The organism is Streptomyces sp. MJM8645 (assembly GCF_001625365.1).
In the GTDB taxonomy this organism is placed as follows: domain Bacteria; phylum Actinomycetota; class Actinomycetes; order Streptomycetales; family Streptomycetaceae; genus Kitasatospora.
On the sequence record NZ_LJJF01000001.1, the window covers coordinates 980356 to 1001600 of the forward strand.

Genomic DNA, 21245 nt, shown 5'->3' on the forward strand with positions numbered 1-21245 from the left:
CGTACCGGCTCCGCCCCCGCCACCCGACCCGTCCCACTCGCCCGGGGAGTCAAGGAATGCCGCTCCAACGCCACCTCAGCAAGGGCCGCGAGATCGCCCGAACCGCCGGGGACCACGCCTCCGACATGTTCGCCCCGCTCTCCGTGATCGGCCGCGGACTGCGCCACCACGCGGGCTGGGCCAAGGACCGCTGGAACGCCACCCCGAAGGAGCGCCGCGGCCCGACGCTGTTCCTCTCCGCCGCGATGCTGGTCGGCGTCTACCTGCTGCCGCACGGCCTGCTGTTCGCCCTGATCGCCCTGATGGCCAGCTCCGCCTGGACCGGCCGGGCCCCCAAGTCGGCGCCCGCCCCGCCCGCCCCGGACGTCGCCGACATCAAGCTCGGCGCGCTCTACGCGGCGCTCACGCCGTACCTGTGCGGCCCCGAGGACGCCAACCCGCTGTACCACTACGAGGGCCACTACAAGCGCGCCTTCGGCTCCTGGGAGTTCGACGACGAGGGCCGGCTCTCCCGGCTGGAACTCGGCTACCCGGCGTACTTCACCGACACCGAGCCGGGCGCGCGGGCCCGGATCGAGCAGGTCGTCCAGGGCAAGGCCGGCCGGGCCCGGGAGTACCGCTTCGACTGGGACGAGGAGTCCAACCGGCTGCGGATCGCCGCGCTCACCCCGCTGCCCGCCGACATCGTCGCCCAGCGCTTCGTGGCCGCCCCCGGCGAGATCGTGCTCGGCTTCACCGACGAGGACGGCACCGCCCGGACCATCCCGGTCTTCCAGGGCGGCGCGATCGCCCAGCAGCCGCCGGTCGTCTGGCGCACCGGCCCGCGCTCGGCCGAGCCGCACCTGCTGGCGCTCGGCGTCACCGGCTACGGCACCTCCAGCCTGATCCGCTCGATCGCGCTCCAGGCGCTCCCGTACGGGGACCTGGTGGTGGTCGACGGCGCGGGCACCGGGGAGCACGCCTGCCTGGTCAACCGGCCCGGCGTGCACACCGTGGAGACCAGCCTGCACGGCGCGCTGGCCGCGCTGGAGTGGGCCTCCCAGGAGACCGAGCGCCGGCTCGCCGCGCTGAACGCCGCCCGGCACGCCGGCACCGCGCCGCCCGAGGACGCCACCCGTCCGCTCTGGCTGCTCCTGGACCACCCGACCGAGCTGAGCGAGCTCGCCCACGCCGAGGGCCGCCCGGACCCGCAGGACCTGCTGGAGCTGCCGCTGCGGCACGGCCGCGCCGCCCGCGTCACCGTGGTGATCGCCGACGACATCGAGGCCAGGTGCCGGATCACCTCGACCGTGCGCTCCACCACCCGGGCCCGGGTGCTGCTCGGCCCCGCCGGCCCCGAGGAGGGCCACGCCGTGCTCGGCGCGCCGCTGGACATCGTGCCCGCCGCGCACGCCCCCGCCGGCCGCGGCTACGCCCGGATCGGCAACAGCACCCCCGTCCGGCTCCAGGTGCCCGCCACCGTCGACCCGCTGGACGAGGAGGCCCCGGCCCAGCTGCGGGACGCGGTGATCGCCCTGCTGCCGCACCGCGACACCCGCACCGAGGCCGCCGCCGACCTGCCGCCCCGGCCGGAGCGCCCGCCGGTGGCCCTGCCGGCCGATCCGGCCCCCCGGGCCCACCCGGTCGACCTCGCCAAGGGCGAGCCGATGATCCGTTCCCGCCCGATCTCCTGACCGCGGCGGACGGGGGCGGCGGCGCTCGTCGAATCCCGTCCCGGTAGGCTCGTCCAGGAAAGGCCGACCGATCACCAGATGTGAAATAGGTGACACCTAGGGTGATATCCACGGCCAGATGTGACAAATCGGGCGCCGATGGGTACAAACAGGGGCGGCACGACAGACGACGCATGTCCCGGGACGGGAATCTTCGTCGGAAGCCGAGCGTTGACCGAACGACGAAGAACAGCGACCACTAGTCCTGTGGGCTATAAGCCCGGGAGGCACGATTCATGAGCGAGCGAGCTCTCCGCGGCACGCGACTCGGGGCCACTAGCTACGAGACCGACCGCGGTATCGATCTGGCTCCCCGCCAGACCGTCGAGTATGCATGTCAGAACGGACACCGATTCGAGGTTCCTTTCTCGGTCGAGGCGGAGATCCCCCAGGCCTGGGAATGCCGCTTCTGTGGCCAGGAGGCGGTACTTCTCGACGGCGACGAGCCGGAAGAGAAGAAGGTCAAGCCGACGCGTACCCATTGGGACATGCTGATGGAGCGCCGGACCCGTGAGGAACTGGAGGAGGTACTGGCCGAGCGACTGGCCGTGCTCCGCTCCGGCGGAATGAACCTCGCGGTGCACCCGCGGGACACCCGCAAGAGCGCCTGACCTCGCTCCCGCCACGGCGGGAGGACGCGAAAAGGGACCCTGGTCACCAGGGTCCCTTTCGCGTTCCCGCCTCGCGTTCCCCGGGACGGGAACGCGGGACGGGAGGGGCGGTCAGCCCGAGATCGGCGGGCGGTACGTGGTGTCCGGGCCCTGCGGACCGCGCGGGCCGTCGCCGGGCTCCACCACCTCGCCCTGGATCACCTTGCCGTCCGGGCGGTGGATGCGCAGCTGCTCCTGCAGCCGCATCGCGTCCGCGAACGGGTCCGCCCCGGCGGCGACGGTGCTGCGCAGCGCCTTGTCGGCCACCCGGCGGCCACCGGCCCGCCAGAGCGCCCGGGTGGGCGGGAACAGCAGGGTGAGCGCCACCAGGTCCGACAGGAAGCCCGGGACGATCAGCAGCAGGCCCGCCAGCACCGTCAGGCTGGTGCCGGTCTGGGGCTGCTCGGACTTCGGGTCCTTGCTCTGCTCGATCGCCGCGGACAGCGCCTTCAGCCCGGCCCGCTTGATCAGCGAACCGCCGATCAGCGCGCCCGCGATGAGCAGCAGCACGACGACGAATCCACCCAGCCACGAGCCCACTTGGACCAGCAGCCAGATCTCCAGCACCAGCCAGGCGGTGATCAGCAGCGGCAGCACCCGGCGGAGCTTGCCGCGCGGGGCCGGACGGGCGGGGGTAGCTTGCTGGGTCACGGTACGAATCCACTCCAAGCAGTGCTCTGCGCGCCGCACGGGAGGTCCGGGCCGGCTACGGCACCACCTGGTCCAACGATTCCCCGGCGGCCGGTGTTCCGGCGCCGGACTTCCGTCGGCGGCCGACCAGCACGCCCGCGCCGCAGGCCAGCAGGCCTGCGAGGGCCAGCGTCCACTCCGGCGCGGCGCCGACCCGGTCGGCGACCGTGGTGCCGTCGCGCAGCGGGACGACCGCCGACAGCTCGGCCGCGGTCAGCTCCTCGGTGCGCTGCTGGACCGTGCCGTCCGGGGCGATCACCGCACTGATGCCGCTGGTGGCCGCGATCAGCACGGCCCGGCCGTGCTCGACCGCGCGCAGCCGGCTCATCGCGAGCTGCTGCTCGGGCTGGCCGGTCTTGGCATAGGTCGCGTTATTGGTCTGGACCACCAGGACGCGGGCGCCGCTGTCCACGGTGTCGCGGACGATCTCGTCGTAGGCGACCTCGAAGCAGATCACGTCGCCGATCCGGGCCGGGCCGAGCTGCATGACGCCGTTGTGGTCGCCGGGGTAGAAGTCCCGGGCGACCCGCTGGAGGCGGGTGATCACCTTCATCAGCTGCGCGCGGAACGGCACGTACTCGCCGAACGGGACGGGGTGCTGCTTGGTGTAGGAGGCGCCGGGGCCGGTCTTCGGGTCCCAGACGATGCCCTCGTTCTGGACGTGCTGCGCGTCCGGGCCGTCCACCAGGGTGCCGACCAGGGTGGGCACGCCGACCGTCTTCACGGCCTGGTCGATGCGCTGGTAGGCGAGCGGGTCGCTGAACGGGTCCAGGTCGGAGGAGTTCTCCGGCCAGATCACGATGTCGGGGCGCTCGACCTTGCCGGCGGCGATGTCCGCGGCCAGCCGCTCGGTCGCCACCGCGTGGTTGTTGAGGACCATCATCGGGCGGCCCAGGAAGTCCATGCCCGGGTTGGGCACGTTGCCCTGGACGATGGCGACCTTGACGGTGTCGGCCGGCGCGGTCGGCACCGGCACCAGGTACCCGGCCAGCAGCGCGGCCACCGCGCCCAGCCCCGCCAGCGCGGCGGCCCGGGGCGTCCTGCGCGGCCCGCGCAGGCGCAGCACGGCGCCGGCGAGCAGGGCGCCCGAGAGGGCGACCGCGAAGGTCACCAGCGGTGCGCCGCCGAGCGCGGCCAGCGGCGTGAACGGGGTCGCGGTGTTGGCGAAGGCCAGCCGCCCCCACGGGAAGCCGCCGAACGGCAGCCGGTCGCGCGCCCACTCCTGGGTGATCCACAGGCAGGCCGCCCAGAGCGGCCAGGCCGGCAGCCGGGAGGTGAGGGCCAGACCGCCGCCGAGGACGGCCAGGAACAGCGCCTCCACGACCGACAGGCCGACCGTCGCGTCCCAGCCGACCACCCGCAGCCAGCTGAGCAGCATCAGGAAGAACGGCAGGCCGAAGGCGAAGCCCGTCCAGGCCGCCTGGCGGACGGTGCGGCCCCGGGTGAGCAGGGACAGCGCGGCGACGCCGAGCAGCGACAGCGGCCACAGGTCGAAGGGCGGGAAGGCGAGTGCGAGCAGCAGGCCCGCCAGGGCCGCGAGGCCGGTGCGGGGAAGGCCCGCCCGGACCTTGGCGACGGCGCGGGCGGCCCGGCCGGGCCTGGGCGCCGACTCCGCCGGTTCGGGTGCGGCCCCGGGCCGCTCCTGGGTGACGGGCATGGCCACCGGCGCACCATCTTCCTGGATCTTGCTGTTCGGACGCTGTCCGAAGAAGGTACCCCGGACGGTCAGGGAAGCGTGAGGTCAGGGTGGTAGCAGGGTCAGCGGCTCACGGCCCGGCGGGCCTTGCCACACACGCCCCCGTCGGAGGCGTCGTGCTGCTCGCCCAGGGGTTCCGGGCGGAAGTCCGGGGCGAGCAGCTCGCGGGGGTCGGTGAAGCCGGCGGGGCGGTCGTCCTGGGGTCGACCCACGGCCGCCGGGCCGCCGCTTCAGCTGGGTTGATGCGGGCCTGCTCGGCTCTACTCGGCGGCCAGGTGGACGGTGCGGCCGCGGACGACGGTGCGCAGGCAGGCCGGCAGCGGGTGGCCGGGGGTGAGGTCGGGCAGGCCCGGGGTGCCGGAGCGCGGGTCGGTGGACCAGCCCGCCACCCGGGAGTCGGGGGCCTGGACGACCAGTTCGTCGGCGGCCCAGATCGCGTAGCTGGCGACGGCGCCGGGCACGAGTACGCCGTCCTGGTCGCGGCCGATCGCGCGCCAGCCGCCGCGGGTGTGTGCGGTGAAGGCCGCGCGGACGGAGATCCGGTGGTCCAGGGTCTGGTGGAAGGCGGCCGCGCGGACGGTGCCCCAGGGGTCGAGCGGGGTGACCGGGGCGTCCGAGCCGAAGGCCAGCGGCACGCCGGCCCGCAGCAGGGCGGCGAAGGGGTTGAGCCTGGCGGCCCGCTCGGCGCCGAGGCGCTGGACGTACATGCCGTCCGGGCCGCCCCAGGCGGCGTCGAAGGCGGGCTGGACGGAGGCGGTGAGGCCGAGCTCGGCGAAGGCGGCGACGGACTTGTCGTCCAGCGCCTCGGCGTGCTCGACGCGGTGGCGCAGCGCCCGGACCCGCCCGGCGCCGACCCGCTCCCCGGCGGCCCGGACGCCGTCCAGGACGGCGGCCACGGCCGCGTCTCCGATGGCGTGGAAGCCGGCCTGGAGCCCGGCCTCGGTGCAGGCGGCGACGTGGTCGGCGACCTGCTCGGCGGTCAGGTAGGCGGTGCCGGTGTGCTCGGCGTCGGCGTAGGGGGTGTGCAGGCAGGCGGTGTGCGAGCCCAGCGCGCCGTCCGCGAAGAGGTCGCCGCCGGCGCCCACCGCGCCGAGTCGGCGGGCCGTCTCGGCGCCGCCCAACTCGCCCCAGTAGCCGAAGACTTCGGGGCCTTCGCCCTCGGCGGCGAGGGCCAGCAGGGCGGCCAGGTCGGCCTCGGAGGAGATCTCCGGGCCGGCGCACTCGTGCAGCGCGCCGATGCCGAGTTCGGCGGCGCGGGCGAGGGTGGCGCGCTGGGCGCGGCCGCGCTGCTCGGGGGTGAGGTGGGCGAGCGCGGTCCGCCGGACGGCGTGGTGGGCGTCCTTGGTGAGCGGGCCGTCGGCGGTGTGGCCGGGGCGCTCGGCCAGGCCGGGGGCGAGGCTGCGCAGCGCGGTGGTGGCGAGCGCGGAGTGCACGTCGGTGCGGGAGAGGTAGAGCGCGGCGCCGCGGGCGGCGGCGTCGAGTTCGGCGAGCGTGGGCGGGCGGCCCTCGGGCCAGCCGGTCTCGTCCCAGCCGTGGCCGATGAGCACCCCGCCGGGCTCGGGGCGGGCGTCGACGAAGGCGGTGACGGCGGCGAGGGCGGCGGCCAGCGAGGGGCTGCCGGTGAGGTCGAGGCCGGTGAGCGCCAGGCCGGTGGCGGTGGCGTGCACGTGGGCGTCGACGAAGGCGGGGGTGACCAGGGCGCCGTCCAGCTCGACGATCTCGTCGGCTGCGGCGGCGTACGCCTCGGCGGCGCCGTCGCTGCCGACCCAGGCGATGTGCTCGCCCTCGACGAGCATCGCGGTGGCGAAGGGGTCGGCGGGGCTGTAGACGGCGCCGCCGCGCAGCAGGACGGTCCGGGAAGTGCGTTCGGTCATGCCGCTAAGTCTGCACCTGTGGGGTTCGTCCTCAGAGCTTCGGGGGTCGCGCTTCGTAGGGGGTGGAGAGGACGACGGTGGTGCGGGTGGAGACGCCGGCGGCGCTGCGGATGCGGGCGAGCAGGTCCTCCAGGTCGCCGGGGGCGCCGACGCGCACCTTGAGGATGTAGTTCTCGTCGCCGGCGACGCTGTGGCAGGCCTCGATCTCGGGCAGGCCGGCCAGCCGTTCGGGGGTGTCGTCCGGGGCGCTGGGGTCGAAGGGCTTGACCGAGATGAACGCGGTCAGCGCCAGGTCGACGGCGTCGGGGTCGATGATCGCGGTGTAGCCGCGGATCACCCCGCGCTGTTCGAGGCGGCGCACCCGCTGGTGCACCGCCGAGGTGGACAGGCCGGTGGCCTTGCCCAGGTCCGTGTAGCTCATCCGGCCGTCCTCTAGGAGCAGCTGGACGATGCGTTGGTCGAGATCCTCCACAGTGCGCAAACCTACCCGGTCGGGGGCACGGGGGGCGCACGCGGTGTCACATCGGGTGCCCGCAGGTGTCACGCGGGCAAATGCCAGGCGAATGTGGCAGTGGATGTGGCCAAGGACACACCCGGTGCATCACGGTGCACCGGACCGCAGGGTTATGAGCCCGAATCGGAGGGAAGTGCTGGTTGTGGCCCCGGGCGACCACGCCGGGCCCGATCCGAGGGGGATCCTCATGCCGACTGACCAGCGTGCCCTGGGCGCCGACGAGACCGACGATACGACCGGCCGCGACGACCTCGCGGTCGATCACGGCCACGTCCCGGGCATCGACCCGGGCGAGGCCGAGACCTGGGACATCTTCCGGGTGCACTGCCCCGAGTGCCGCCGCCCGATCGCCCTGGTGGCCGACGAGGAGCGGCTGCCGCAGCACGCGCTGCTGCCGACCGCCTGGAACCCCTTCGCCCCCGCGCTGTGCCCGGGTTCGGGCACGCCGACCGACGACCTCGCCGAGGTGGAGACCCCGGAGGACGACCAGCCGGCCGGGCTCGACGCGCTGTTCAGGCTCCCCACCGAACTCGACTGGCGCACCCAGCCGTTCTCGCACGCGGTGGCGCACCGGCCGACGCGGACCGCCGTCGTCGCCCCGGCCGTCCCCGTCATCTCGGCCATCCCCGAGCAGCGCCGCCGCCTGGTCCGGCGCTGACCCGCCAGCCCGCGCAGGCGGGTTGACGCAGAGACGAAGACGCCTCCGGCCGTCACTCCGCACCCTGGAGTGACGGCCGGAGGCCGTTTGTGGGGGGATCAGCCCTTGGTGAGGTGGCGGCCGATCACCAGGCGCTGGATCTGGTTGGTGCCCTCGACGATCTGCAGCACCTTCGCCTCGCGCATGTAGCGCTCGGCCGGGAAGTCCTGCGTGTAGCCGTAGCCGCCGAGCACCTGGACCGCGTCGGTGGTCACCCGCATCACGGCGTCGGTGCAGAACAGCTTGGCCATCGCCGCCTCCTTGGAGAACGGCAGGCCCGCGTCCCGCAGCCGGGCGGCGGACAGGTAGAGCGCCCGCCCGGCCTCGATCTGGGTGGCCATGTCGGCGAGCATGAAGGACAGGCCCTGGAACTCGGCGATCGGGCGGCCGAACTGGCGGCGGGTGCGCGCGTAGTCGACCGCGAGGTCGAGCGCGGCCTGGGCGACGCCGACCGCGCAGGCCGCGATGCCGAGGCGGCCGGAGTCCAGTGCGGCGAGCGCGACCTGGAAGCCCTGGCCCTCCTCGCCGATCAGCCGGTCGCGGGCGACCCGGGCGCCGTCGAAGTGCAGCTGCGCGGTCGGCGAGGAGCGCATGCCCATCTTGTGCTCCGGCGGGGCGGCCGACAGGCCCTGTACGTCGCCCGGGACGAGCAGGCAGCTGATGCCCTTGGAGCCCTCCTCGCCGGTGCGCACCAGGGCGCTGTAGAAGTCCGCCCGGCCGCCGTGGGTGATCCACGCCTTGGTGCCGTTGACCACGTACGCGTCGCCGTCGAGGTCGGCGCGGGTGCGCAGCGCGGCCGCGTCCGAGCCGGACTGCGGTTCGGAGAGGCAGTAGGCGCCGAGCTGCTCGCCGGAGAGCATTCCGGGCAGCCACCGGCCGCGCTGCTCCTCGGTGCCGAAGCCGGCCAGCGCGTGGCAGGAGAGGGTGTGCACGCTCACCCCGAGGCCGACGGCCAGCCAGCCGGCCGCCAGCTCCTCCAGCACCTGCAGGTACACCTCGTAGGGCTGCCCGCCGCCGCCGTACTTCTCGTCGTAGGGGAGGGAGAGCAGGCCGGCCTCGCCGAGGGTGCGGAAGACCTCTCGCGGGAAGCGGCCGGCGGCCTCGTCCTCGGCCGCGCGGGGCTGCAGCTCGCGCTGGACCAGGTCCCGGGTGAGGCTCAGCAGCTCGTGGGCCTCCTCGCTGGGCAGCTGGCGCTCCACGGCTTTCACTGGGGACGGGGTCATGGCGGCGGTCGCCTCCTCGATCGGGCACCGGAGCGTGGTGTGGCTGGTCCGGCGCGGGTGTGGCAGGTCGGCCCGACCGGCACCGGATTACGGTGAACGGCCGTTCACAGGCATGGCGATGCGAGTATGCCGGAAACCCGCGCCGCCGTCACGATCACCCAGGAGTAACTGGACGGACTGGTGGGCTACGGCACCGTAGGGTTGCCGTTGTGGCTGCTTCCCGACCCCTCGCCCCCGCCCTTTCGCCCGTTCCCGGCGACGCGGTGGCCTCGCTCGCGGCGGAGCTGCGCACACTGCCGCCCTCCTGCGGGCCGGTGCGGCTGGTCGCGGTGGACGGGCACGCGGGCTCGGGCAAGACGACCTTCGCCGGGCGGCTGGCGGCGGCGCTCGGCGGGGCGCCGGTGGTCCACCTCGACGACCTGGCCACCCACGCCGAGCCCTTCGGCTGGACCGGGCGGCTGCGCGAACAGGTGCTGGAGCCGCTGGCGGCCGGCCGGGACGGTGCGTACCGGGTGTACGACTGGACGCTGCGCCGCTTCGCGGGCACGGCCGCAGTGCCGGTCGCCCCGGTGGTGCTGGTGGAGGGTGTCGGCGCCGGGCGGCGGGCGGTGCGGCCGTGGCTGGCCCGGGTGATCTGGCTGGAGTTGGACGCCGCCTCGGCCCGGCGGCGCGGCGAGCAGCGGGACGGGCCGGATCTGGCCGAGTTCTGGGCCGGCTGGGCGCGGGCCGAATCGGCGCATTTCGCCGCGGATCCGAGCCGTCCGTTCGCCGGGACGCGGGTCGACGGGGTGACCGGACGAATCACGCCGGGCACCGTGGGTGAACCTTCAACAAGCCCTTGACCTGCACTGTCACCAGGATTTAGGTTCTCCTCAGCCGCCGGAACGGGATGTTCCGGCCGCCTCGGACCCGGCGTCCCCGACTTGTTCCCCCGTGAGCCGGGGGCGCCGTCCGGTCCTTTCCGAATCGCGCTCCCCCGCCGCCGGTCCAGGCCCCCACCCGCTCAACGACCGCTCACACGATCGCATTTGACTCCGTGGGCGCCCTTCCGGATCAGCGCCACGCCGGTACGATTCCTCGCAGGCGCAGATGCGCCCGGGGGCTTTCGACCACCGGCCCGGCTGCACGCAGGCGACCTGCCACCGAGCCCCGGGCCAAGCCGCGGGGGGCGTGAGTGACGACGGTGGACAGTTCGGACAGCAACGCGGGCGGCCCGGACCGGCTCGCCGAACGCGCGTGGCTGCGTGCCATGGACGCGTACACGGCGGGCGCGTACGCCCGTGCCGAGGAGGAGTTCCGCGCGGCCGTCCGGCTGGACCCGGGCATGGCCGACGCCTGGCTCGGCCTGCACGCGCTGCGCAGCGACACCTCGGCGGCGCTGCTGGCCATGTACCGCAACCAGAAGCGGTTCGGCGAGCAGCGGCGGCGCCACCGCCGCCCGCTCAGTTCCTGGTACTGGCTGGGCTGGTGGGTGCAGCCCGTCCTGGAGGACGCCCGCGACCTGGCGCTGGCGCACGCCTCGCACTGGCTGGACGGCCGCCACCTGGCCGAGCTGGACCGGGCGCTGGAACAGTGCCCGGCGCCCAGCGAGGACCCGTCCGCCCAGTTCCTGTACGCCTGCCGGTCCTATCTGCTCAAGGACTGGGAGCAGCTGATCCGGGACACCGACCGGCTGCTGGACGACCCGCTGCTCGGCATCGAGGCCGGGCTGTTCGCCGGCATGGCGCGGGTCCGACTGGACATGTGCGCCCAGGCGCAGGCGCCGCTGGCCGCCTCGCTGGCCCGCTGCCGCTCCGAGCAGCCCCAGCGCAAGGAACTGCGGTACTGGCTGGCCCGGGCGTACGAGGGGGCCGGGCGCAGTGCGGCCGCGCTGCCGCTCTACCGGGCGGTACACCGGGCCGATCCGGTGTTCATGGACACCGCCGCGCGGCTGGCCGCGATCGCGGCGGAGGACGGGTTGGCGGACGACCTGCCGGACGCCCTGCTGGACGGCGGCCTGCCGGCGGGCGGGCGGGCGGCCGGGTACGAGGGCACCGAGCCGGACGAGATGGACGGGACGGACGAGGCGGACTTCCAGGACGGGGCCGGGTACGCCACGGCGGGGGGCTTCGGCGACGCGGCCCCCGGGTTCACCGAGAGCGCCGGGTTCACCGAGGGCGCCGGGTACACCGGCGGGGTCGGATTCGTCGAGGGGGTCGGGTTCCTCACGGGGCCCGGCCCGGGCGACGGCTCCACCGCCGGCCCGGCCCCGCAGGCGGCCGGCGAGCGGTCGGGTTCGCCGGGCGGCTCCGCCGCCCCGCTGCCGGCGCCGGTCCGCGCCGAGGCCCAACCCCGCACCGCGCCGCTGCCCGCCGCCCAACCGGTCGACGACGAGCGCGAGTTGGATGCGGCGCTGGCGGAACTCTCGCTGATGGTGGGCCTGGAGCCGGTCAAGCGCCAGGTGCGGGCGCTGTCGGCGCAGCTGCGGATGTCCAGACTCCGGGCCGCGCAGGGCCTGCCGGTCCAGCCGCCCAAGCGCCACTTCGTCTTCTCCGGCCCCTCCGGCACCGGCAAGACCACCGTGGCCCGGATCCTCGGCCGGGTCTTCCACGCCCTCGGACTGCTCTCCGGCGACCACCTCGTGGAGGCCCAACGGGCCGACCTGGTCGGCGAGTTCCTCGGCCAGACCGCGGTCAAGGCGAACGAGCTGATCGACTCGGCACTGGACGGCGTGCTGTTCATCGACGAGGCGTACAGCCTCTCCAACTCCGGCTACACCAAGGGCGACGCCTACGGCGACGAGGCCCTCCAGGTGCTGCTGAAACGCGCCGAGGACAACCGCGACCGCCTGGTGGTGATCCTGGCCGGCTACCCCGAGGGCATGAACCGGCTGCTCGCCACCAACCCCGGCCTCAACTCCCGCTTCACCACCCGGGTCGACTTCCCCAGCTACCGCCCGAACGAGCTGACCGCGATCGGCGCCGCGCTGGCCGGCCGGGACGGCGACGGCTGGGACGAGGACGCGGCCGAGGAACTGGCCAGCATCTGCACCCACGTGGTCCGCGAGGGCTGGATCGACGAACTCGGGAACGGCCGGTTCATCCGCACCCTGTACGAGAAGTCCTGCGCCTACCGGGACCTGCGGCTCTCGCTGCTGCGCGAGCCGCCGGGCCGCGAGGACCTGGCGACGCTGCGCCTGCCCGACCTCGTCCAGGCCTACGGGGAGCTGATCGACGGCCGCGGCTGAGACCAGCTCCCCGGGATCGCGCCGGGCTCAGCCCCGGAGCAGCTCGGCCTCGCGCTCGGGGTCGAGGCCGACCTTCGGCCGGTCGGCGCGCTGCGGGGCGACGCCGCCGACCGACCGCAGCCAGGCCCAGGTGTCCTCGACCGTCTCGCCCACCGGCCGGCAGCGCAGCCCGGCGGCGACCGCCCGGTCCACGGACGCGCCGTGCAGGAAGTCGTTCAGCTCGCCGGGCGCCAGCCAGATCGGCAGCTCCGTCCAGGGCTCGACGCCGGCCGCCAGGATGCGCTCGGGGTCGGTCCAGCGCAGGTCCGCGTCCGAGCCGGTGACCCGCACGCAGGCCTCCAGCAGCTCGCCCATCGTGGTGTGGCCCGCCGGGCTGACCACGTTGCACGCGCCGCCGAACCGGGCCGCCGCCGCGTCCAGCAGCCAGCCCGCGAGGTCGCGGACGTCGATGTACTGCAGCGGCAGGTCGTACGGACCGGGGGCGAGCACCGGGCCGCCCCGGGCGATCCGGTTCAGCCACCAGGGCAGCCGGCCGATGTTCTCGTGCGGGCCGAGGATCAGCCCGGCCCGGGCGAGCAGGGCCCGCCCGCCGAACTCCGCCTCCAGGGCCAGTTCGGCCCCGCGCTTGGCCTCGGCGTAGGGCACCTCGCCCTCGGCGTCCGGGGACGACCCGACCACCTTCGCCGACTCGTCCGCCCCGCGCGCCAGCGGGTAGTCGTACACCGACCGGCTGGAGACGTACCCGTAGTGGCCGACCCGGCCGGCCAGCAGCCGGGCGCTGTCGCGCACCGCCGTCGGGGCTCCGGACCAGGTGTCCACCACCGCGTCCCACTCCCCCGCGGCCAGCGCCGCCAGCCCGCCCTCGGCGGTGCGGTCGCCCAGCAGTGCGGTCACGCCCGCGGGCGCGGGCTGCGTACCGCGGTTGAGGGCCGTCACCTCCCATCCCCTGGCCAGCGCCTCCTCGGCGACGACCCGTCCGACGAAATTCGTTCCACCCAGCAGGAGAAGCCTCATGCCGACCACCCTGCGCCCAGGGTGGTCGGCATGGGAACGGCTGCACGCTGAGAGCAGAATCGCCCGCAGCGGACACGCCGTCAGCGAAAGGGGGAACCTCAGGCGGCGGAGCGGTGGTCCGGGTCGTGCATCTCGCCGACCAGTTCCTCCAGCACGTCCTCCAGCATGACCACACCGAGCGTGCGGCCGTCCTGGTCCAGCACCGCGGCCAGGTGGCAGGTCGCCCGGCGCATCGCGCCGAGCGCGTCGTCCAGCGGGAGGCTGCCGCGCAGCACCGTGATCGGACGCCACAGCCGGGCCGGGACGGGCGCGGACGGGTCCTCCACGTCGAGGATGTCCTTGAGGTGCAGGTAGCCCAGGTAGCCGTGGCCGGCCGGGTCGCCGTCGGTGACCGGGAAGCGCGAGAAGCCGGTGCGCAGGGCGAGCTCCTCGACCTCCGCGGCGGTCACCTTGGTGTCCACGGTGACGAGCTGCTCGGGCTTGAGCAGCACCTCGGTGACCGGGCGGTGGCCCAGCTCCAGGGCGTCCTCCAGACGCTCCTGGCGGCCCTCGTCGAGCAGGCCGGCGTCCCGGGAGTCGACCAGCAGGTACATCAGCTGCTCGGTGGTGAACACCGACTCGACCTCGTCCTTGGACTCGACCCGGAACAGCCGCAGCACACCGTTGGCGATGGCGTTCAGCAGGCTGATCACCGGGGCCAGCCAGCGGGCCAGCCGGTCCAGCGGCGGGCCGAGCCAGAGCGCGGCCTTCTCCGGACCCGCCATGGCCATGTTCTTGGGCACCATCTCGCCGATCACCATGTGCAGGAAGACCACGACGGCCAGCGAGATGCCGTACGAGAGCGGGTGCATCAGACCGGACGGGACGCCGATCGCGTGGAACGGGCCCTCCAGCAGACTGGCGATGGTCGGCTCGGCCAGGGCGCCGAGGCCCAGCGAACAGACGGTGATGCCGAGCTGGGCGGCGGCCAGCATCGCGGACACGTTGGACAGCGCGTGCAGCACGGTGCGGGCACGCTTGTGGCCGGCCTCGGCGAGCGGCTCGATCTGGCTGCGGCGCACCGAGACGACGGCGAACTCGGCGCCGACGAAGAAGGCGTTCCCGAGCAGGAGCAGGACGGCGACGGCCAGTTGGAGCGCGGTCATCGGGCATTCTCCTGGTCGTCTCCGAAGGAGGCCGGCGCGCTGGTGCGCTCGACCCGGACCTGGCTGGTGCGGTGCCGGTCGACACCCGTCACGGTGAAGCGCCAGCCCGGCAGCTCCGCCTGCTCGCCGACCTCGGGCAGCTTGCCGAGCAGGTCGGCGACCAGGCCGGCCAGCGTCTCGTACGGGCCGTCCGGGGCGATCAGGCCGATCGCCTCCAGCTGGTCGATCCGGGCGCGGCCCTCGGCCTCCCAAGCCGGCAGGCCGTTCACCGGGGGCAGCGGGAGCAGCTCGGGGCGGTCGGCGGGGTCGTGCTCGTCCTGCACCTCGCCGACGATCTCCTCGACGATGTCCTCGACGGTGACGACGCCGGCGGTGCCGCCGTACTCGTCGACCACGATGGCCATCGGCTGGAGGCGGCGCAGCTGGTCGAGCAGCCGCTCGGCGGGCAGGGTCTCGGGCACCAGCAGCGGCGGCGAGGTGAGCTCGCCCACCCGGACCAGGCCGCGCCGGGCGGCCGGGACGGCGAGGGCGTCCTTGAGGGTCACGATGCCGGTGACCTCGTCCAGGCTGTGGGTGTAGACCGGGAAGCGGGACAGGCCGGTGGCCCGGGTCAGGTTGACCACGTCGGAGGCGGTGGCGTCGCTCTGGAGGGAGGCGACGTCGATCCGCGGGGTCATCACGGACTCGGCGGTCAGCTCGCCCAGGCCCAGGGTGCGGACGAACAGGGTCGCCGACTCCTCGTCTATCGCGCCGGCCTTGGCCGAGTGGCGGGCCAGTGAGACCAGTTCGGCCGGGGTCCGGGCGTGGTCCAGCTCCTCCTGCGGCTCGACGCCGAAGGCGCGGACCGTCCGGTCGGCCGCCCCGTTGAGGAAGCTGATCAGCGGGCGGCAGGCGAAGGAGAAGGCCATGTGCGGGGCGGCGACCGCGCGGGCCACCTGGAGCGGGCGGGAGATCGCCCAGTTCTTCGGGACCAGCTCGCCGATCACCATCTGCACCACGGTGGCGAGCACCATGCCGACGACCACGGCGACGCCGCGGGCGGCCGACTCGGGCACGCCGATCCCGGTCATGACGGGGCTGAGCAGGGTGGACAGCGCAGGCTCGGCGAGCATGCCGACCACCAGCGAGGTGACGGTGATGCCGAGCTGGGCGCCGGAGAGTTCGAACGAGAGGTGCCGCAGGGCCCGGGAGACGCGGACGGACTTGGCGTCGCCGGCCCCGGCGGAGCGTTCGACCGCCCCGCGCTCGACGGTCACGAAGGCGAACTCGGCGGCCACGAACAGGCCGTTGGCGAGGATCAGCAGGAGGGCTGCGAGCAACAGCAGCCAGGCGGTGATCACAGTGCCGCCTGCCTTCCGCTGACAGGAAGGTGGGCGGCGCAGGTACTACCGGACGGATCGTCCATCGAGGGGGGAAGTCACTCCTCAAGTCGTCTTTCGGGCAGGACGGAAGTTTTGCCCTGCTTTTACCAGCGTAGACCATAGCCGGACGATGGTAGGAAGAGTGTTCGGACCCGCCGGGCCGAGGATTCGCAGGCCCGGCGGGTCCCGGAGCGGTGTCGGCGGGGTGTCGGCGGGCGGGCGGTGCCGGTGCGAACGGGCGGGCGCCGACCGGCGGCGGCGGTGCGGGGCTCAGGCCCTGGCGTGGTGCTCGACCAGGTCGCGCAGGGCACGGGCCTGCGCGATCGCCTGGTCCTTGCCGACACCGGACTGGATGCCGACCGCGGCGAGCGAGGTGCCGTCGGCCAGGTCGAGGGTGGCCCACGGGTCGCCCTGGCGGAAGTTGACCCGGACGATCTCGGCCCAGGTGAGCCGGCGGCTGCGGACGAAGTTGACCACCGTCACGCCCTGCGCGTCGGCGCTCACCCGGGGGCGGGCCAGCATCAGGCCCACGCACGCGAACAGCACGCCGCTGCCCGCCATCATGATCCGGTCGTTGAGCTGCCAGTTCTCCGGGAGCACCACGGCCATCACGGCGAACAGCACCACCAGCAGCGCGCAGACCGGCAGCAGCACGGCGCGGGTGCGGCGCGGCGCCCAGGTGACGGGGAACTCGACGGGCGGCGTGGACACGTGGGGTCTCCGGTGGGGTGGTTCGGGGGAACGGTCGTTCCCGGGAACGACGGTTCCGGGCAACGGACGGATCCAGACGAAGGGCGGGGACGCCGGTCAGCGTCCCCGCCCCATTCAACCGTTCCTTACCCGCACCACGGCGGGCGAGGTCGCCGCCGCGCCGGTCAGAGGCGGCAGGCGTGGATGTTGGTGACCAGGATGGCCCGGGCGCCGATGGCCCACAGGTCGTCCATGATCTGCTGGGCCTCCTTGCGGAGCACCATCGAGCGCACCGCCACCCAGCCCTCGGTGTGCAGCGGGGAGACGGTCGGCGACTCCAGGCCGGGGGTGAGCGCCACGGCGGCGCCGACCTTCTCGGCGCGGATGTCGTAGTCCATCAGCACGTAGCGGCGGGCCACCAGCACGCCCTGGAGGCGGCGCAGGAACTGGTCCACCCGGGTGTCCTCGCCCGCGCCCTTGGGGCGGATCACCACGGCGTCCGAGATCAGGATCGGCTCGCCGAACACCTCCAGGCCGGCGTTGCGCAGGCTGGTGCCGGTCTCCACCACGTCGGCGATCACGTCGGCGACGCCCAGCTGCACCGCGGTCTCCACCGCGCCGTCCAGCTTGGTGACGGTCGCCTTCACGCCGTGGTCGGCGAGGTGCTGCTCGACCAGGCCGGTGTAGGAGGTCGCGATCCGCAGGCCCTCCAGGCCCTTGACGTCCTCGACGGCGACGCCTTCGGGGCGGGCGAAGCGGAAGGTCGACGCGGCGAAGCCGAGCGCGAGCACCTCCTCGGCGTTGGAGTGCGAGTCCAGCAGCAGGTCACGGCCGGTGATGCCGATGTCCAGGCGGCCGGAGCCGACGTAGACGGCGATGTCGCGCGGGCGCAGGAAGAAGAACTCGACCTCGTTGTTCGGGTCGACGAGGACGAGCTCCTTGGGGTCCTTCCGCTGGCGGTAGCCGGCCTCATGGAGCATCTCCGCCGCGGGACCCGAGAGCGAACCCTTGTTGGGGACGGCGATGCGCAGCATGGGAGGTTGGTTCCTTACCTGTGGGGAGGGGCGTGCGGTTCGGGTTTAGAGGTACTTGTAGACGTCGTCGAGCGTCAGCCCGCGGGCGATCATCATCACCTGAACGTGGTACAGGAGCTGTGAGATCTCCTCGGCGGTCTGCTCGTCCGTCTGGAACTCGGCGGCCATCCAGACTTCGGCGGCCTCCTCGACGACCTTCTTGCCGATCGCATGGACGCCCTGCTGGGCGAGCTGCGCGGTACGGGAGGACGAGGGGTCGCCGGTGGCGGCCTTCTGCTGGAGCTCGGCGAAGAGCTCCTCGAATGTCTTCGAAGCCATGATGGGACTCACCTTACGGCGTGCGGGCTGACCGGCGGTAAACGGTCCCGGACCGTGGACAGTCCGTTGGACGTCCACGGTCCGGGTCGGGGCGGTGCGCTCAGAGCGCGGCGCGCAGCACCGCGGCGGTCGCGACGGCGGCGGTGACGGCCTCGTGGCCCTTGTCCTCCGCGGAGCCGGGCAGGCCCGCGCGGTCGAGCGCCTGCTCCTCGTTGTCGCAGGTCAGCACGCCGAAGCCGACCGGGACGCCGGTGTCGACGCTCACCTGGGTGAGGCCGGCGGTGGCCGCCTGGCAGACGTAGTCGAAGTGCGGGGTGCCGCCGCGGATCACCACGCCGAGGGCGACGACCGCGTCGTAGCCGTGGTCGGCGAGGCGCTTGGCGGCGACCGGCAGCTCGAAGGTACCGGGGACGCGCAGCACGGTCGGCTCGGTGACGCCCAGCTCCTTGAGCGCCCGGTGGGCGCCGTCCAGCAGGCCGTTCATCACAACGTCGTGCCACTGGGCGGCGACGACGGCGACCTTGAGGTCGGCGGCGCCGTCGATGGTCAGCTCGGGGGCTCCGTGGCCGCTCATGTTCGTTCTTCCTGTCCGTCGTCATGGGGTGCGTGGTGCGTGGTGCGTGGTGCGTGGGCGCGGTGCGTGGGGCACGGGGCGGGTTCAGGAGTCGAGGCCGGGCAGGTCGTGGCCCATCCGGTCGCGCTTGGTGCGCAGGTAGCGCAGGTTGTGCTCACCCGGCGCGATCTCGACCGCTTCGCGCCCCTTGACCTTGAGGCCGTGCTCGGTGAGCGCGGTGAGCTTCTCCGGGTTGTTGGTGAGCAGGATGAGCGAGCGGACCCCGAGGTCCACCAGCATCTGCGCCGCGATGCTGTAGTCGCGGGCGTCGGCCGGCAGGCCGAGGTCGAGGTTGGCGTCGACGGTGTCGCGCCCCTGCTCCTGGAGTTCGTAGGCGCGCAGCTTGTGGGCCAGGCCGATCCCCCGGCCCTCGTGGCCGCGCAGGTAGAGCACCACGCCGCGGCCGGACTCGGCGACCTTGTGCAGCGAGGCCTCCAGCTGGGGGCCGCAGTCGCAGCGCAGCGAGCCGAAGACGTCGCCGGTCAGGCACTCGGAGTGGACCCGGACCACGACGTCCTCGCCCTCGGGCAGCCGGCCGTCGGCGCCGAGGCCGCCGGCCACCAGCGCGATGTGCTCGACGCCGTCGATGGTGCCCTTGTAGCCGACGGCGGTGAACTCGCCGTGTGCGGTGGGCAGGGCGGTCACGGCGGCCCGGTCGACGTGCAGCTCGGTGCGGCGGCGGTAGGCGATCAGGTCCTCGATGGAGATGATCGCGAGGCCGTGCTCGCGGGCGAAGGCGACCAGCTCGGGCAGCCGGGCCATGGTGCCGTCGTCGTTGACCACCTCGGCGATCGCACCGGCCGGCGGCAGCCCGGCGAGCCGGGCCAGGTCGACGGCGGCCTCGGTGTGGCCGGGGCGCACCAGCACGCCGCCCTCGACCGCGCGCAGCGGGAACACGTGCCCGGGGCGGGTGAGGTCGCCCGGCTCGGTGCCGGGCGAGGACAGCAGCCGGACGGTGCGGGCGCGGTCGGCGGCGGAGATGCCGGTGTCGACCCCCTCCCGGGCGTCCACCGAGACGGTGTACGCGGTGCCCTTGCGGTCCTCGTTGACCTGGGTCATCGGCGGCAGCTTGAGCCGGTCCAGCTCCTCGCCGGTCAGCGGGGCGCAGATCACGCCGGAGCTGTAGCGGATGGTGAAGGCCATCAGCTCCGGGGTGGCGGCGGAGGCGGCGAAGACGATGTCGCCCTCGTTCTCGCGGTCCTCGTCGTCGACCACGATCACGGCGCGGCCGAGGGCGATGTCGGCGATCGCGCGCTCGACCGGGTCGAGGACGAGTTCGGGTGCCACCTCGCGGTCGCGGTCGGCGGTGTGGTTCTCGGTCATACCGTGGCTCCCTGCGGGACGTTGGCGGAGTTGACGCGCGGCTCACGGCTGCTCAGCCACCACGAGCGCAGGCCGAGCAGCACCAGGACGAAGTAGATCGAGTAGGTGAGGCCGGAGAAGGGGTAGCCGTTGTTGAAGGCGAGCGGGACGCCGACCACGTCGACGGCGATCCAGGCGAACCAGAACTCCAGCCAGCCACGGGCCTGGGCGACCATCGCGGCCAGCGTGCCGACGAAGATGTAGGCGTCCGACCAGGGGCTCCAGGACAGGCTGGGGTGGGCCGTGAACAGCCAGGCCAGCGCGACGGTGCCGGCCGCGGTGCCGACCACCAGGGCGGCCCGCTCGGGCCAGGTGGCGAAGCGGACGGCGATCGTGCCGGTGTCCCGGCGGCCCCGCCGCCACTGGGCCCAGCCCCAGGCGGCGGCGACGAGCACGATCAGCTGCTTGCCGATCAGGCCGGGGACGTGGCCCCCGAGGTAGGCGGCGATCAGCACGGCGCCGGACAGGAGTTGGAGCGGCCAGCTCCACACCGAGCGGCGCCAGCCGAAGGCCAGCCCGGCCAGGCCGAGCAGGTTGCCGAACATGTCGGCCCACTTCACGTGCTCGCCGAAGACGGTGAACGCTTCTCCGCTGAGCCAGTTCACTTGGACTCTCCGGCGATCGTCGGGGGAAGGGTGCGGGAGTCGAGCAGTCGCTCGACGTACTTGGCGAGCACGTCCACTTCGAGGTTGACGCTCTCGCCGACGGCCTTGGCGCCGAGCGAGGTCAGCGCGAGGGTCGTGGGGATGAGGCTGACGGTGAAGCTGTCCCGGGCGGCCTCCACCACGGTGAGGCTGACGCCGTCGACCGTGATCGAGCCCTTCTCCACCAGGTAGCGGGAGATGGTGCCGGGCAGCGAGAAGCGCAGCACCTCCCAGCGCAGGTCGCCGGCCGCGTCGCGCTCGCCGGGCTCGCGGCCCAACAGCGTGCCGGTGGCGTCGACATGGCCCTGGACGAGGTGGCCGCCGAGCCGGTCGCCGAGCGCCATGGCGCGCTCCAGGTTGACCCGGGAGCCGGGCTTCAACTCGCCGAGGCTGGAGCGGTGCAGCGTCTCGGCCATCACGTCGGCGCTGAACTCGCCCGTATCGGCCGCCAGTTGGTCCGGGCTGTCGACGACGGTCAGGCAGACGCCGTTGACCGCGATGGAGTCGCCGTGCCGCGCACCCGTACAGACCACCGGGCCGCGCAGGCGGATTCGCGAGGAGTCGCCGATCTCCTCGATCGACACGACCTCGCCGAGCTCTTCGATGATGCCGGTGAACACCCGGGTTCTCCTCGCGCTTGGGGGCGCGGACTCCGGGGCGACATGGGAGATGACACGGACGGGCAACGGCGCGCGAGCCGACGGCACGACCCGTCGCCGGGATGCCGAGGCCGCCGGGAGATCGCTCGCCCGGCCCGGGAGACACCTCTCCCGCCGTTCACC

General features: G+C 73.8%; 21 protein-coding genes. 5 read left to right on the forward strand and 16 right to left on the reverse strand.

Going from position 1 to position 21245, the window contains the following annotated elements; translation table 11 throughout:
- The first annotated feature begins 56 nt into the window (after positions 1–56).
- Both A6F73_RS03880 and A6F73_RS03885 read left to right on the forward strand, forming a co-directional pair.
- Positions 57–1673 (forward strand): hypothetical protein, encoded by a 1617-nt coding sequence (locus tag A6F73_RS03880; protein WP_079135411.1) that lies wholly within the window; start codon positions 57–59, stop codon positions 1671–1673.
- Positions 1674–1948: 275 nt separating this feature from the next.
- A complete protein-coding gene (locus A6F73_RS03885; RefSeq protein WP_030306127.1) occupies positions 1949–2323 on the forward strand; it encodes an RNA polymerase-binding protein RbpA in 375 nt (124 codons plus the stop codon).
- A 111-nt stretch (positions 2324–2434) separates the two neighbouring features.
- Here A6F73_RS03885 and fxsA read toward each other — a convergent pair whose 3' ends face one another.
- From fxsA to A6F73_RS03905, 5 genes are all read right to left on the reverse strand, one after another.
- Entirely contained in the window at positions 2435–3013 is a 579-nt protein-coding gene (gene fxsA / locus A6F73_RS03890) for an FxsA family membrane protein (RefSeq protein ID WP_063346461.1), read from the reverse strand.
- A gap of 55 nt (positions 3014–3068) precedes the next feature.
- Complete coding sequence (lnt, locus tag A6F73_RS03895; RefSeq protein WP_063350921.1) at positions 3069–4709, reverse strand: apolipoprotein N-acyltransferase; 1641 nt, start codon at positions 4707–4709, stop codon at positions 3069–3071.
- A gap of 101 nt (positions 4710–4810) precedes the next feature.
- The gene (locus A6F73_RS41275) at positions 4811–4960 is read right to left on the reverse strand and encodes a hypothetical protein (protein ID WP_159398347.1); all 150 of its coding nucleotides are present in this window, start codon (positions 4958–4960) and stop codon (positions 4811–4813) included.
- A gap of 48 nt (positions 4961–5008) precedes the next feature.
- Complete coding sequence (locus A6F73_RS03900) at positions 5009–6622, reverse strand: amidohydrolase (RefSeq protein ID WP_063346462.1); 1614 nt, start codon at positions 6620–6622, stop codon at positions 5009–5011.
- Positions 6623–6653: 31 nt separating this feature from the next.
- On the reverse strand, positions 6654–7094 hold the full coding sequence (locus A6F73_RS03905; protein ID WP_045694655.1) for an Lrp/AsnC family transcriptional regulator: 441 nt from the start codon (positions 7092–7094) through the stop codon (positions 6654–6656).
- A gap of 229 nt (positions 7095–7323) precedes the next feature.
- On the opposite strand from A6F73_RS03905, the gene A6F73_RS42445 reads away from it, so the two are divergent.
- The gene (locus tag A6F73_RS42445) at positions 7324–7794 is read left to right on the forward strand and encodes a hypothetical protein (RefSeq protein ID WP_208869051.1); all 471 of its coding nucleotides are present in this window, start codon (positions 7324–7326) and stop codon (positions 7792–7794) included.
- 98 nt (positions 7795–7892) lie between these two features.
- Here A6F73_RS42445 and A6F73_RS03915 read toward each other — a convergent pair whose 3' ends face one another.
- Positions 7893–9056 (reverse strand): acyl-CoA dehydrogenase family protein, encoded by a 1164-nt coding sequence (locus tag A6F73_RS03915; RefSeq protein WP_063346464.1) that lies wholly within the window; start codon positions 9054–9056, stop codon positions 7893–7895.
- Between the two features lie 263 nt (positions 9057–9319).
- On the opposite strand from A6F73_RS03915, the gene A6F73_RS03920 reads away from it, so the two are divergent.
- Positions 9320–9898 carry an AAA family ATPase gene (locus A6F73_RS03920; protein ID WP_107452816.1) on the forward strand — a complete coding sequence of 193 codons (579 nt, stop codon included), beginning with the start codon at positions 9320–9322 and terminating at the stop codon, positions 9896–9898.
- Positions 9899–10305: 407 nt separating this feature from the next.
- Positions 10306–12282: an AAA family ATPase gene (locus A6F73_RS03925; protein ID WP_079136190.1), complete on the forward strand. Its 1977-nt coding sequence runs from the start codon at positions 10306–10308 to the stop codon at positions 12280–12282.
- A gap of 27 nt (positions 12283–12309) precedes the next feature.
- Here A6F73_RS03925 and A6F73_RS03930 read toward each other — a convergent pair whose 3' ends face one another.
- From A6F73_RS03930 to A6F73_RS03975, 10 genes are all read right to left on the reverse strand, one after another.
- Positions 12310–13296, reverse strand: a complete 987-nt coding sequence (locus A6F73_RS03930; RefSeq protein ID WP_063346467.1) for an NAD-dependent epimerase/dehydratase family protein — start codon at positions 13294–13296, stop codon at positions 12310–12312.
- A 98-nt stretch (positions 13297–13394) separates the two neighbouring features.
- Complete coding sequence (locus A6F73_RS03935; protein ID WP_063346468.1) at positions 13395–14441, reverse strand: hemolysin family protein; 1047 nt, start codon at positions 14439–14441, stop codon at positions 13395–13397.
- Positions 14438–15781 (reverse strand): hemolysin family protein, encoded by a 1344-nt coding sequence (locus A6F73_RS03940; protein ID WP_063346469.1) that lies wholly within the window; start codon positions 15779–15781, stop codon positions 14438–14440. The genes A6F73_RS03935 and A6F73_RS03940 overlap by 4 nt, the downstream gene beginning before the upstream one ends.
- Positions 15782–16072: 291 nt before the next feature.
- On the reverse strand, positions 16073–16513 hold the full coding sequence (locus A6F73_RS03945) for a PH domain-containing protein (RefSeq protein ID WP_063346470.1): 441 nt from the start codon (positions 16511–16513) through the stop codon (positions 16073–16075).
- A 164-nt stretch (positions 16514–16677) separates the two neighbouring features.
- Positions 16678–17526: an ATP phosphoribosyltransferase gene (gene hisG / locus A6F73_RS03950; protein WP_063346471.1), complete on the reverse strand. Its 849-nt coding sequence runs from the start codon at positions 17524–17526 to the stop codon at positions 16678–16680.
- A gap of 45 nt (positions 17527–17571) precedes the next feature.
- Positions 17572–17844, reverse strand: a complete 273-nt coding sequence (locus tag A6F73_RS03955) for a phosphoribosyl-ATP diphosphatase (RefSeq protein ID WP_063346472.1) — start codon at positions 17842–17844, stop codon at positions 17572–17574.
- A gap of 100 nt (positions 17845–17944) precedes the next feature.
- Positions 17945–18418: a 6,7-dimethyl-8-ribityllumazine synthase gene (ribH, locus tag A6F73_RS03960; protein ID WP_063346473.1), complete on the reverse strand. Its 474-nt coding sequence runs from the start codon at positions 18416–18418 to the stop codon at positions 17945–17947.
- Between the two features lie 84 nt (positions 18419–18502).
- Positions 18503–19780 carry a bifunctional 3,4-dihydroxy-2-butanone-4-phosphate synthase/GTP cyclohydrolase II gene (locus tag A6F73_RS03965; protein ID WP_063346474.1) on the reverse strand — a complete coding sequence of 426 codons (1278 nt, stop codon included), beginning with the start codon at positions 19778–19780 and terminating at the stop codon, positions 18503–18505.
- The gene (locus A6F73_RS03970; RefSeq protein WP_079136192.1) at positions 19777–20364 is read right to left on the reverse strand and encodes a nicotinamide mononucleotide transporter family protein; all 588 of its coding nucleotides are present in this window, start codon (positions 20362–20364) and stop codon (positions 19777–19779) included. Before A6F73_RS03970 ends, A6F73_RS03965 begins: the two co-directional genes overlap by 4 nt.
- A gap of 56 nt (positions 20365–20420) precedes the next feature.
- A complete protein-coding gene (locus A6F73_RS03975) occupies positions 20421–21083 on the reverse strand; it encodes a riboflavin synthase (protein WP_063346476.1) in 663 nt (220 codons plus the stop codon).
- Positions 21084–21245 lie beyond the last annotated feature (162 nt).